This is a genomic window from Pseudovibrio sp. SCP20, assembly GCF_057774105.1.
Genome location: NZ_JBYMDH010000002.1, coordinates 51253 through 63785, shown reverse-complemented (window position 1 = coordinate 63785; position 12533 = coordinate 51253). Strand labels below are relative to the sequence as shown.

The following is a 12533-nucleotide window of genomic DNA, read 5'->3' as shown; positions in this document are numbered from 1 at the left end:
CCTTCTGCTTGGTATCTTCCGCTAAATCTGTATAGTCGCCACATGGCTGAAACCGGGCAGAAAAAACTGAGAACAGGGTGGACAACAGGCGCCTGCGCAACAGCCGCAGCCAAGGCAGCCTATGCTGCTTTGTTGTCGGGTGAGTTCCCTGATCCGGTCACCATTACGCTGCCTCGCGGAGAGCAACCTGCCTTCGCTCTGGCTTTCGAAAAGCTGGAAGAAAACGCAGCAACAGCAGCCATCATCAAAGACGCTGGAGACGACCCGGATGTCACGCACGGAGCCTGCATTCAGGCCGCTGTTAGGCACAACGCCCAAGCCAACGGAATCCGTTTCCTTGCCGGTGCAGGTGTCGGCACAGTCACAAAGCCGGGCTTACCAATCCCGGTCGGTGAACCAGCGATCAATCCTGTCCCCCGCCAGATGATCACCAGTGAACTGCAAAAACTTGCGGATGCTCATGGAGTTGCAGTGGCTGTTGATGTTGAGATTTCGATCCAGAATGGTGAGGAACTTGCGCAAAAAACCATGAACCCGCGGCTTGGCATTGTCGGCGGCCTCTCGGTTCTTGGAACGACAGGCATCGTCCGTCCCTTCTCCTGCGCAGCCTGGATCGCCTCAATCCATCGCGGAGTTGATGTTGCACGTGCCACTGGCCTCACCCATGTTGCCGCTGCAACAGGTGCCACATCTGAAGATGTCCTGCGCGCATACTATCCAAACCTACCGGAGCAAGCCTATCTCGACATGGGAGATTTCGCTGGCGGCCTCTTGAAGTACCTTCGCGCGCACCCGGTCTCCAAACTGACGATTTCCGGCGGCATAGCAAAGCTGACAAAGCTCGCCCAAGGCGCCATGGACCTGCACTCAGCCCGTTCTGCAGTGGACTTCGAGGCTCTGGCAGATGTGCTGAAGCAAGCAGGTGCGTCAGAGGCACTCCTCAAAGAAACCAGAGAAGCAAAACTCGTCTCATACGTGGCACAACAAGCAACAAAAGAGGGGCTTCAAATCGGAGAAGCCATAGCTCTGCGTGCACAAAAAGCTGCTTTGAACATCCTCCGTGGAGCTCCAGTGAGTGTTGAGATTATCGTAGTTGATCGACAAGGTCAGGTTCAAGGCCACGCGCCAGCCAATGAAAACGTTCAATTGGAGCAGTCGTGATGCTCAAGAAGCCGAAAGTCCTCGTGCTGGCCGGCACAAAAGATGCGCGGAAACTGATTGAGGCTCTCGCTGCCACTTCAAAATATGAACTCATCGCCTCGCTTGCTGGCGTGACACGAAGCCCAGCAGATCTGATTGCACCAACCAGAACCGGGGGCTTCGGTGGCACAGAAGGATTGGTCGAGTATCTTCAATCTCAGAACATAGCAGCGGTAATCAACGCAACTCACCCTTACACCGCTCAGATGTCTCATAACGCAGCTGTAGCAACTACGCGTCTCTCTCTACCATTGATCCGCTTTGAGCGTGCGCCATGGAAGCAGGAAACAGACGATAACTGGCAGTTTGCTGAGACTATTGAAGCAGCTCTGAAGTTGGTGCCCCCAGATAAAAAAGTCTTCTTCGCAGCAAGTTCAAAAGTAGCTGCACCGCTTAAAAACCGTCCGGATCTTACCTTCATCATCCGCACTCTCAACATACCAACGCAAACCAACGCCTTAAAAAACGCAAACTACATCGAAGGCCTGCCAAACAGCGACTGGCAAGCAGAGGCTAAGCTATTTCAAGAGTTACAGGTCGATTGGCTCATCAGCAAAAATAGTGGTGGATCAGCATCTTATGGAAAAATTAAGGCTGCACGAGAGCTGGGCTTACCTGTCGCCGTGATCAAGCGCCCTGAGTACAATGGTGGCGTGAAGTGCTCTTCCATTGATGAAGCCCTGAATGCTCTGCCAATGTGTGTTGGCACAGAGCAGACAACCTCAGTCAGTTCTTAGGCTTCTGATAGGGCGCTGTCGTCATGCGCTCAATAATGCCGTCTTTTGCTATCAGCCAGTGATAAAATGCACCAAGCACATGCAAGGCAATAAGCCAAGCAAAAACAACGCCAACGGTGGCATGAAAGTCCAGAATACCCTCTGCATTCGGACGATCCTGTGGCACTAAGCTGGGCAGATCAAACAAGCCGAAGAATGGAATTGGCGCACCGTAAAGAGAAAGCCCAATCCATCCGAGAATGGGATTGACGATCAACACCAGATAAAGCAACCCATGCACCGACCGTGAAACGATCCGCAGTGCCGGCGAAAGGGAGGCAGGCGGTGGAGGCGCTGGTGTAATCCAGTGCTGCAACAGACGCAGAACCACCAGCAAAAACAACAGTATACCGATACTCTTGTGGTAGAAGTAGAGCGTGTTTTGCAGAGCGCCCGGCCCAAGATCGGTCATAACCAGACCCATCGGAACCATGATGAAAACCAGAATGGCGACGATCCAATGATAGGTCTTCGCCATGGCAGAATATCCGGCAACTTGATGGGCCATGTTCTGTTCTCCTGATAATCCCAGAGGTTCCTCAAGAGCCCCTGCAATCTCCTGATCGACAGATTAATCAAGGTTCGTTACCACTAGGCTAACCTTAGGTGAGGTGGGCTGTGAACTCGGTAAAACAAGGGGGCTTGATGGACAGAGGCCATACAACGCCGACACATCTGCAAGAACAAGCGAACGGCTCTCAGCTGACCTGTGAAAAGCCACAAGCTCAGTCGCCGGGTATCTTGTCTCCCGAAGAATGGCAGGAGGTTTTAGCCGCTTCCGTTGAAAGGCGCGCACCAGATCTGCAAGGCTACGGCAGCGTGTTCGCACCTTTATGTCAGGCCCAAAAACAGTTTGTTATCGGTCAGTTAGGTCAATCTATTGATGGCCGGATTGCTACTGTAACGGGCGACTCCAATTATGTGAGCTGCTCAGAGGCTCTGATCCACCTTCACAGATTGCGTGCCCTCTGCGATGCAGTGGTTGTTGGGGTCGGCACTGCTGTCGCAGACAACCCTCAGCTCACAGTCAGGCATGTCAGCGGACGTCATCCTGCCCGTATTGTCATCGACCCTTATGGCCGGATGCCAAGAGACAGCACTTTGTTTCAGGACAACAGCGCCCGCCGTATCGTGATCACACGAACGGATGCTCATGCCCGTTATCCGGAAGGTGTCGAATGTTTCCAACTTCAACCAGATGCAAAAGGACGCCTGTCATGCGCTGAAATCCGCTACGCCTTGCGAGAGTTCCGCTGCATTCTGGTGGAAGGCGGAGCGTGGACCCTCTCTCGCTTCATTGAGTTGAAAATGATCGATCGCCTGCACCTCATGATCGCCCCATTGATCATTGGATCCGGCCCACGTGGCCTGCAACTCCCAGCCATCGACTATCTGGCTCAGGCAATCCGACCTGACGTGACATGGCACCCGCTCGGCGTCGATATGCTTGCTGATCTAAGCCTAAGCAACTAACACCTGCTTTAAGCGGAAAAGCATTTCCTTTCGCCAGAAAGTGCACTTATAAACTTGCGTGAATCTCCGAATAAGGACGCACGCATGCCAGAGCTCATCAGACGCACCTCTCTTCTCGAAGTTAAAGGGCAGATTGAAGAAGTTGAGGTCCGTGTTATCCATGAAGATGGCCGGGAACACATCACGACTGATCCGGTTTGGGTTTATGGCGATTCCATCGCAGTGCTTGCGTATGACCCTACTGCGAAGACGGTGCTGTTGGTCAAACAGCTGCGTGTGGCACCTTACATCATGGAAGAAGAGATCATCCTGGAAGCCTGCGCTGGCGGGATTGAGATTAGCGACCTCTCCATTGAAGAAGCCTGCAAACGGGAAGCGCAAGAAGAGTTGGGCTGTCAGCTAACAAACCTGCAAAAAATCGCAAATGTCTTCATCAATCCAGCGCGTCTGGCAGAGCGAGCGCACTTCTTTTTAGCGGAATACACCTCCGGTGATTTCAACGTCGAAAGTCGAAATCTAGATGATGACGAAGATATTGAGGTTGTTGAACTGTCCTTTGAAGAACTGCGCAGTCTCTACGACAATCAGGAAATCCGCTGCCCGCGCCTCTTCATGTTGACACAAGCACTGCTTCTCAAAGGCATTGGAATCTAAAGCTCATCAACATAACCACTGCTTCTATGCTGTTAGAGCGGCGGAAGCCCTACAATATCAACGTGCCCAACTTGCAACTGCGATTTGCCTTTTCCGATAGCAGTCAGGCGATAGTCCAGCCAATCATCGACGATACTGTCAGGAACGCCGATCTCCCGCGCAGCCTCAGCCCATCCCTTAATCAACTCAAGTTGGAGTTCATCCTCTTCTGGCTTACAGATCCAGTCCGATCGTCCCGTGAAGCAAGTGTAGCCCGCCTTCAGCAACCGTTCGTGCGCATGGAAGCCACCCAGCGGCCCCAGTGCTGAGCCAAACCCTTTGTCAGTTGCCTGATGTTGGTTGAAGGCTCGCTGAATGAGCCGATCTGTCGGATGGTGTGGCTGGCTGAGCAATATCCCGTTGTAAGAAAGCCCCGCAAGAAACGGCAGTTTCAACTGCCGCATACGCGCCACGAAACTATCCAACCAATGCGCGCTTACCAGATCGAGGAAGGCTGAAGTGACAACGCCATGATGCCCCTCAAGAACTTTAAGAGAACCGGCGTCAGTCAGCTCACAGAGGTCTGTTTTGGTGCGGGTCTGAGGGAAAGGAGGAGGGGTATCCTTCGCAACCTTCAGCAGTTCAGGGTCGTTATCAATCAGCAACCAGACCTGTTCTCTGTTCGGCCCGATATGCTCAGCCAGATCCTGCAGAAAAGATCCAGTCCCCGCAGCAACATCAATCAGCTTGAGAGGCCCGTCCTTGGGGGCATGTTCCACCAACCAGTTGCAGAATTTCTGCATAATGTCTTTATTGCGTGCTCGCCGGTCAGCTTTGCGGCGCAGTGAGAGCCACTCAGAAGAAAATCCACTCAAAGGTGAGCCTCCAATGTGCCTGCAAATGCTTTGGCGCTGTCGTTCCAATCTGGCAGTGTATTCGCTGCAGCCAATGAGCCTTTGGAAAGCTTGGAACGCAACTCTTTGTTTGTAAGCAGGGCCTCGATTGCTTTGCTTAGAGCCACCGGATCACCTGCCCCAACATGAAAACCAGCTGTTGGCGGAACTGTAGACGCCACAGCTCCCTCGCCACTGGCAATAATCGGTAGACCAAAGCTCATCGCCTCCGCAAATGCCATTCCATACCCTTCGTAGTAGGTTGGAAGCACAAAGACATCGGCACTCTGGTAAAAGCCAGTCAGTTCAGCTTTCGGGATACCACCATGCACCCGAATACGGTCCACCAAGCCATACCGCTTGATCTGTGCGCGCACCTGGCTCGTGTATTCAGGGTCAAACTTCGTTTCTCCAATCAGATCCAGATGCCAGTCGAGATCTTTCAGCTGTCCCAGTGCCTCAACGAGATGAAGCTGCCCTTTGCGGGGAACGAGAGACCCGACACAAAGTAACTTGCTGGTTGCAATCGGTTCTTTCGCTGCTGAAACACTTACCGAAACATCTGGACGATCAACACCTGGCAAAACGATGCTGATCTTCTCTGCAAGAACACCCATCTCAGCAACGAGTGTTTTCTGAGTTGAAGGGCTGGTGACGATGATGTGCTCTGCAAACGTCAGCGCCTCTGTCTCTGTAATTCGCAGAGTTTTTGCCAGTTCAGGCTCAATCCCGCTTTCCAGAAACAGCGGATGGTGTACCAGAGCGATCAGAGTGGAGTGCTCAGCGATCTTGCAAGCAAGCTCTGGTGAACCACCCAAGGCCAGCCCATCCACGATGATCAGAGCCAAAGCCTCGATTTCGCCCAGAGCGTCCAACGCCAGCTTTTTGTCACCATCTGATGGAGCAGGATAATCCCCCTCAAGACTGATGAGTGAGACTTTCCAATCGTGCTTTTGCAGCCCGCGAATGATCTCCCGATCATAGCGATAACCACCAGTTGGCGTATTGAGATCTCCCGGAAACACGAAGTAGCAGGATTTTTGCTGTGTTGTTGTCGCTGTTTCAATGGATGGAAGCACGTTACTCATGAGCCTCGGATGCAGTTAGTGGCGCTTCATAAGAGGCGCGTGCATTTGGGTTTTCGGAGATGGTTACGCGCACTTTGCTAAGTTCGCCCGGTTCGCGACCCAGCTTATGCAGATAAGCAGCATCACACACCCGCTGGTAAATGTAGCTACACAGAAAATCGACGGTGGTGTTGCGGCCTTTGAACTGAGGCAGGTCATCTAAATTCTTGTAGTTGAACGGGTGCAGGATCTCGGCAAGCACATCCAATGCATTGCCGATATCGATCACGATCCCGTTCTCATCTAATTCTTCAGCAAAAATAGCTACATGCACGTGGGCAGTCAGCCCGTGGAGCTGGGAGGCGGGACCAAAAACTTCGCCCTTTAAGCTATGCGCGATCATAATATGATTGCTGATCTCGACTGAATACATCTCAAAATCCTTGCAAAACTAAGAGTAAACAATGGGTTGGCAAAGAGTATCCTTCTTGCCAGAAAGTACATCCTTCAGATCATGTGGGGCTTTCTCAAACTCGATTGCCGGAGCGAGTAAAGTATCCAGCACCTCATCTTTCAGCAGAGAAATCGCGGCTTCCATCCGCCTGCGATGCGTCCAGCGTGGCCGCATAACGGGAGCGACTTGCCCAACCTGCGAGGAGACAAGGCTCAGGCGTTGGCTGTGAAAACTACCGCCAAGTACTAGGCCAGAAGGGCGTGAACCATACCAGGAAGCCTCCACAATCTTAGCTTCCCTGCCAGCGATGCGAATAGCGGTGTTGAGGCCAGACTCAGACGCACTGCAATGCACCACAACATCCTGATTTTCCGGCGCAACTTCGGGCAGAGCAAAACTGCAGGAAAATTCATCTGCAATGTCTTGCCGCTTTGGGTTCACATCGATCATGGTCACGCGTACACCCGCAATACGGGCACACAAATATCCAACTAGAGAGCCAACGGTCCCAGTCCCCACAACAGCTACACGCGAACAGGGCAGAATACCCGCGTCCCAGATGATGTTCAGAGCAGTCTCCATATTGGCAGCCAGTGTAGCCCGAGTACTCGGTAAATCCTCTGGAATCGGGTAGAGCGCTTCAGCGGAGAGCAGGAAATTGCTTTGATGCGGATAGAGTGAAAACACCCGCTGGCCTGCTCTCAAATCACCTGTTGTTTCAGCCACTTCGGAAACGTTAGCATACCCGTACTTAACGGGGAACGGAAAGGTGCCTTCCTGAAATGGCGCAGTCATCCGCTCGCGCTCGCTCACCGGCACATCACCACTGAAAACGATGGCCTCCGTACCCCGGCTGATCGCAGAAGCGTGGGTTTTTAAGTAAACACGGTTACCAGATGATTTAGAGAGTTTTTCCTCTCTTATTTCAATGGTTTGAGGCGCAGTATACCAAAGCGCTCTGGCTATCTCAGACAAGAAACCCGCTCCCCGGATCGCTAAACTTTCACAAATATACTCTAGGGAAACGTGAACAAAGGAAACTAGCAGAAATGTAGGTCCCTCTAAAAACAATAATAATTTGGGTAGGACATGACAAAACAATCACGGGTTCCTGAAGAGAACGCCCACACTCGTCTTGTTGACCAGCTGCTCTCCACCAACATCATCGACAAGCATCAGGAAAATAAGCGCTTACACCGGCGCAGACTGATCTTTGGAGGGCTTGTTCTCGCCACTTTGGCAGTGCTCACCACCATCATGGTACTGACGTTGTTCTCCAGTGGTTTCGCCCTTTCAAAAATCGTGATGCTTCTCGCATTTCTGGTAACCTTACCGTGGCTTATCATTGGCTTTTGGCATGCTGTCATCGGTCTGGCTCTGATGAGGTTCTCCTCAAACCCTACTGCACAGGTCTATGCTGGAACGCCTCTCGGCACGCTGGACCTGAAAAAGCCGCTGCAGAACAAGCAAACTGCCTTGCTTTCATGCGTGCGAAACGAGGATTCTCCTGAGGTTGCAGCCAAGCTGGAAGCAATGTTGCAGGATCTGGATCGTCTGGAGAAGCTGAATGGCTTCTCCTTGTATATCCTGAGTGACAGCAACGACCCCGATCATATTCGACAGGAGATGAGAGAGTTCTCTCTTCTCAGAGCACGCTGGCAAAACCGCATTGATGTGCTCTACCGCAGAAGAGAAGTAAACACCGGCTTTAAAGCAGGGAATGTCGAGGATTTCTGCCGCAACTGGGGTGATCGGCACGAGTACGCCATCACGTTGGATGCAGACAGTTTCCTTTCCGCTGAAGCCTTATGTCATCTTGTGAGCAAGATGAATGCGAACCCGCGCTTGGGCATCTTGCAAACGCTGGTTTTAGGCTTGTCGACCAACTCCTTCTTCACCCGTGTCTTCCAATGGGGCATGCGCCTCGGCATGCGTTCTTACACCCTGGGAGCTGCTTGGTGGCAAGGCTCTTCCGGGCCGTATTGGGGGCACAACGCAATCTTCCGCATTAAGCCGTTTACACAGCACTGTCTGTTGGAACCTCTTCCGGGGACAGATGCTTTGAGCGGCCCGATCCTAAGCCATGATCAGGTCGAGGCAGCTATGATGGCAAATGCAGGTTATGAAGTTCGCGTCTGGCCTGTTGAGGGCGGCAGTTATGAGGAAAATCCGCCGCATCTGATTGAGTTTATCCGTAGAGACTTGCGCTGGTGCCACGGAAACTTGCAGTACTTCAAGCTTCTCCGTGAGCCGGGCTTTAAACTGCTAGGCCGCATTCAGCTTGCCTTAGCGATCCTGATGTTCATCGGCTCGCCTGCATGGCTCACCTTCATAGCTATGGCGATCCTTACAGCATCCATCGCTGCACCCGGGACAATGCCGTTTGATCCGTTCTATGGCACCATCCTGATCGTAACCGTTATGAGTATGGTGTTCGCGCCCAAATTGGCAACGCTGGCTCATGTGCTCACAGTTCGCAGTGAACGCAAGGAATATGGCGGTTTCCTCTCCGTGTTCATCAGTGCATTCTTTGAGCTGGTTTACTCCATGCTGCTTGCACCTGTTATGGCAATCGCGCACAGCATCTTCATCGCGCAGCTGTTTGCTGGCCGAAAAACGCAATGGGGCGGGCAGGCACGACAGCCGCACGGCATTCCGTTGGTTCTTGCAGCCAAGAAGTTTTGGCCGCAAACGCTTTTCGGTCTGTGTGGTGTTATCTGGATGATGGACTATTCATTGGCTGATACATGGCTCTTGCTGCCAGTAATCCTTGGGCCATTGCTCACCATCCCGTTTGCGATGATCACATCAAAACCAGTGCTTGGCATGTACTTCAAACATTCAGGTCTTTGGGCTTTGCCAGAAGAGAAGAAAACCCCGCTTGAGCTACAGGGCCTCAGCAAGGAGCAACGGCGGGTTGAGATGGAGTTGGCCAAAGCAAACAGGGCGGCGGCCACACGATGAAAGCACTGCCTGAGTAAGGAACCTCAGGCATCTCAACAAAAAAGCCGATTGCGTTTGATGAACTCACGCAATCGGCTTTTCTTTTCCAGTGCTGAAAAGCTAGGTCTGTTAGGAAGCTGGCTTTTCCTTTGGCTTTCTCCAAGGTTCACCCTTGAACCACGCAACCGTGTAAGCAACGGCGATCAGACCTGCGAAACCAAGTAGATTCGCCAAAATACCGCCAGAGATGGTGCCCTTCAGGCCAAGCTCATCGCGGAAGATTGCAAGACCCTGCGCGAGGATGAGGCTGGCGAGGAACACAGCCAGAGACTGTTGTCCAACCTTCTTGATCACGCGAACAACTTTGCCACCAAAGCCACCCATGAGCAGGCGGTGTCCGCCTTCACCAACAGCCACCCAGGCCACATAAGCAAGAGCGAGGAAGTGGATGTAGCGCAGGATACCCATCTCAGACTTCACGGTAAGATCACTGATATCATTCGCAATTCGGCGAAGCTCAGGCACTTCATTGAGAATGCGGAAGTAAGCGAACGGAATTGTCAGAATGATAATCGAAGCACTCAGGAACAACAGGCGTTTCTTGACTGGTGGTGCTGGAATCCAGCCTTTGATGAAAGCAAAGCCGGTAAAGAACAGCAGCTGCCAAGCAAACGGATTAAAGAACCAACGACGATCTGACCAAGGCTCAGCTGGAAAGTCGACCAGCCTGAAAGTTGCAATCAACCAGAAAGCAGCAATGATCGCAGCAACCGCTCCACGGCCAACCTTGTAATACGCAACCATAATCACTGGCAGCATCGCAAGGATCACCAGATACATCGGCAGAATATCGAAGTAGTTTGGTACGTAGGTCAGCGTCAGCAGGCCTGGAAGCTGGAAGATTGGATCTTCAAAGAAGTGCCAGAGGTTTAGTTTTCCCACATAGTCATCACTGGTCCAGCCGTTGATTTGCAGGAACGCAAGCATGCCTGCTACTGCAAGGAACAGGCAGATATGCGCCCAGTAAACTTGCCAGACGCGGAAGAGCACGCGAGCACTTCCCATAGCAAGGCCATGCAGCTCAAACACGCGACCAAATGCGATGGCTGAGGCCATTCCGGAGCAGAACACAAATATCTCGGTAGCATCGGAAAATCCGAAACGAGCCGGAATCCAAAGAGCCCACCCGTTTGCAGGCAGGTGGGCTATAAAGATGATGAACATTGCGATGCCTCGGAAGAAGTCGAGGCGAGGATCTCTTTGGCGGCTTGCCGTTTTCATAGGTGTCGGCGGTATATTGTGTTTGTTCACGGTGTCTCTGAAACTAAAAACTATAAGTCGTAAAATGCAGCTCCGAAATCCCCCGAAGCTGCACCTTCAATTATCCCATGCGGAATCGCAGGTGTTCACTTTGCATAAGGTCAGTGGCTTCCATCATACGGGTCGCCTGAGCCATGCGGGTTTCGCCATAGGTGTCTGAACCACCTCTCAGGCGAGTGCGCTCATCAATCATGCGTTTTGCTTCCTGACAGAGACCAGCGCGCAGAGCTGCTTCAATCGTGATGCGTTCAAACACATCGCGCTGAGCATGGCTGCCGCCAACTGTACGAAGCAGCGGACGTGCCTCTGCAAGGTGATGATAAGCGCTGAAGTAGTTGCCGTTCTTGAACTGCATCAGGCCGGAAGCTGTTGGAGAACCAGCGACTTTGGTCACATGGCCCATCTCATTGGTGTCTTCTTCACCAAAGGTGCGCATGCGAGCCAAAAGACGGTCAGATGACTGACGACGGTTATCGCCCAACAGGGTCAGCATGTAGTGCAAGTCAGCGAAAACATTGCAGGAATCGTCGATACGCTTCTCACTGATGCTTGCCAGTTCTTCCCAACGGTGGCCAACCTTGATTCCCTCAAGCTCAAGACGGACCAACATGGAAGCGGCGTTGGAGATATCGCGGTAATCGTCGGTGTGATCCTTGCGGAATTTCTGGTCGTAGAGTTCGAAAACGCGCTCCACATTGCCACGGTCCAGATGCAACAAGGCAAGGTGCCACCAGACGTGATAGCCAAAGTTGTTGCAGTGTTCCCAGGCCTGTGGCTGGTCGTCGAGCCACTTGATGCCTTCTTCGGTCTTGCCGGTCATGTCAAGCACGTGAGCGACTGCGTGCAGGCCCCAGGCGTCATCATTTTGAAGCGCGACAGCTTCTTTACCAATGCGTTCGGCTCTCTCAAAATCGCCGCTTTCTTCAAGCGCGAAGGAGTAACAGCCGTGAACGTAACCCTTGGCAACGTGGTCTTCTTCATAAGCGCCAATCACACCTTCAATGGAGGAGCGCATACGAGAAGGCTGGCCAAGCACAAAGCGAATGGCGTGCACCAGTTTCAGAGTAAGAGCATCGCGTGGGTATTTGAGAAGCATTTCATCAAGGCGATCAGCAGCTTTGCTTGGGGCGCCTTGGAGCCAATCGTTCAAAGCTTCGACAACAGCTTCTTCACGATCTGTAATCTGTGTATCTCTGCGGCACTTGTCTGCAATTGCGTAAGCTTCAAAAGCAGTTGCCGTCATTTCGCGTCTGCCAAGCAGAAGGCAGAACAGGCCACGAGCGGCCTGAGCCAGCGCAAAATCTGGATCAGCCTCCAGTGTTTTCGCAAGATGCTCCGGCGTTGCTGCACTATGTGCGAGGAACGCAAGAATAGTGTTGTTCCAGTGTGTTAATGCACCCTTATCGGAGAGTGTTACCGCGTATTCGAACTGGTCATCAATGCGCATGGATGCGACCCGTGGTTAGGGCGACCGGTAATTCGTGCAATGTGCAAATGCTCATGAGATAAGCCATTGGGTTCACATTGCTTACGACACAGGTCTGCCAGGAAATCTGTTGATCAGAACCCTTTCAAAACTGGCGATGACGTTCAACACACAAAAAGGTGTTTAATATCAGCAAGCTTTGTTTATGTAGAAAATATAGTTCAACCTCATGAAGAAATAGAAAACACCATTCTAATGAGTAAGAAAAAATATGCGGCAAATAGAAGCTCTCTTGTAAAATCCTACTATTATTAATAGTGATAATAAGTAAGATTTTAGATATTTGGC

The 12533-nt window shown here is 52.0% G+C and carries 12 protein-coding genes; 5 read left to right on the top strand and 7 right to left on the bottom strand.

Annotation, left to right across the window (positions count from 1 at the left end):
- The first annotated feature begins 42 nt into the window (after positions 1 to 42).
- Positions 43 to 1161: a cobalt-precorrin-5B (C(1))-methyltransferase gene (locus AC3CB2_RS08715; protein WP_352932927.1), complete on the top strand. Its 1119-nt coding sequence runs from the start codon at positions 43 to 45 to the stop codon at positions 1159 to 1161.
- Positions 1161 to 1937 (top strand): precorrin-6A/cobalt-precorrin-6A reductase, encoded by a 777-nt coding sequence (locus AC3CB2_RS08710; RefSeq protein WP_352932930.1) that lies wholly within the window; start codon positions 1161 to 1163, stop codon positions 1935 to 1937. Before AC3CB2_RS08715 ends, AC3CB2_RS08710 begins: the two co-directional genes overlap by 1 nt.
- Here the strand turns inward: AC3CB2_RS08710 and AC3CB2_RS08705 are convergent.
- Positions 1927 to 2484 (bottom strand): cytochrome b, encoded by a 558-nt coding sequence (locus AC3CB2_RS08705; protein WP_008548704.1) that lies wholly within the window; start codon positions 2482 to 2484, stop codon positions 1927 to 1929. The genes AC3CB2_RS08710 and AC3CB2_RS08705 overlap by 11 nt on opposite strands.
- 137 nt (positions 2485 to 2621) lie before the next feature.
- Between AC3CB2_RS08705 and AC3CB2_RS08700 the strand changes: the two genes are divergently transcribed.
- Both AC3CB2_RS08700 and AC3CB2_RS08695 read left to right on the top strand, forming a co-directional pair.
- Positions 2622 to 3449 (top strand): RibD family protein, encoded by an 828-nt coding sequence (locus AC3CB2_RS08700; RefSeq protein WP_352932933.1) that lies wholly within the window; start codon positions 2622 to 2624, stop codon positions 3447 to 3449.
- A gap of 84 nt (positions 3450 to 3533) precedes the next feature.
- On the top strand, positions 3534 to 4103 hold the full coding sequence (locus tag AC3CB2_RS08695; RefSeq protein WP_352932935.1) for an NUDIX domain-containing protein: 570 nt from the start codon (positions 3534 to 3536) through the stop codon (positions 4101 to 4103).
- Positions 4104 to 4135: 32 nt separating this feature from the next.
- On the opposite strand, the gene AC3CB2_RS08690 is transcribed toward AC3CB2_RS08695, so the two are convergent.
- Genes AC3CB2_RS08690 through AC3CB2_RS08675 form a run of 4 tightly spaced genes read right to left on the bottom strand, consistent with a single transcriptional unit; the run spans position 4136 to position 7471 of the window.
- Positions 4136 to 4957 carry a glycosyl transferase family 1 gene (locus AC3CB2_RS08690; RefSeq protein WP_352932937.1) on the bottom strand — a complete coding sequence of 274 codons (822 nt, stop codon included), beginning with the start codon at positions 4955 to 4957 and terminating at the stop codon, positions 4136 to 4138.
- A complete protein-coding gene (locus tag AC3CB2_RS08685) occupies positions 4954 to 6063 on the bottom strand; it encodes a glycosyltransferase family 4 protein (protein ID WP_352932940.1) in 1110 nt (369 codons plus the stop codon). The genes AC3CB2_RS08690 and AC3CB2_RS08685 overlap by 4 nt, the downstream gene beginning before the upstream one ends.
- Positions 6056 to 6475: a 6-pyruvoyl trahydropterin synthase family protein gene (locus tag AC3CB2_RS08680; RefSeq protein ID WP_008548247.1), complete on the bottom strand. Its 420-nt coding sequence runs from the start codon at positions 6473 to 6475 to the stop codon at positions 6056 to 6058. Before AC3CB2_RS08680 ends, AC3CB2_RS08685 begins: the two co-directional genes overlap by 8 nt.
- An 18-nt stretch (positions 6476 to 6493) precedes the next feature.
- The gene (locus AC3CB2_RS08675; RefSeq protein WP_352932942.1) at positions 6494 to 7471 is read right to left on the bottom strand and encodes a zinc-dependent alcohol dehydrogenase; all 978 of its coding nucleotides are present in this window, start codon (positions 7469 to 7471) and stop codon (positions 6494 to 6496) included.
- Positions 7472 to 7585: 114 nt separating this feature from the next.
- Here AC3CB2_RS08675 and mdoH point away from each other — a divergent pair, with 114 nt between their 5' ends.
- On the top strand, positions 7586 to 9460 hold the full coding sequence (gene mdoH / locus AC3CB2_RS08670; RefSeq protein ID WP_352932944.1) for a glucans biosynthesis glucosyltransferase MdoH: 1875 nt from the start codon (positions 7586 to 7588) through the stop codon (positions 9458 to 9460).
- 108 nt (positions 9461 to 9568) lie between these two features.
- Here the strand turns inward: mdoH and AC3CB2_RS08665 are convergent, their stop codons facing one another.
- Positions 9569 to 10720, bottom strand: coding sequence for an OpgC family protein (locus AC3CB2_RS08665; protein ID WP_008548616.1), 1152 nt, complete (start codon positions 10718 to 10720; stop codon positions 9569 to 9571).
- Positions 10721 to 10820: 100 nt separating this feature from the next.
- Entirely contained in the window at positions 10821 to 12206 is a 1386-nt protein-coding gene (locus AC3CB2_RS08660; protein WP_352932946.1) for a tetratricopeptide repeat protein, read from the bottom strand.
- Between the last annotated feature and the right edge of the window lie 327 nt (positions 12207 to 12533).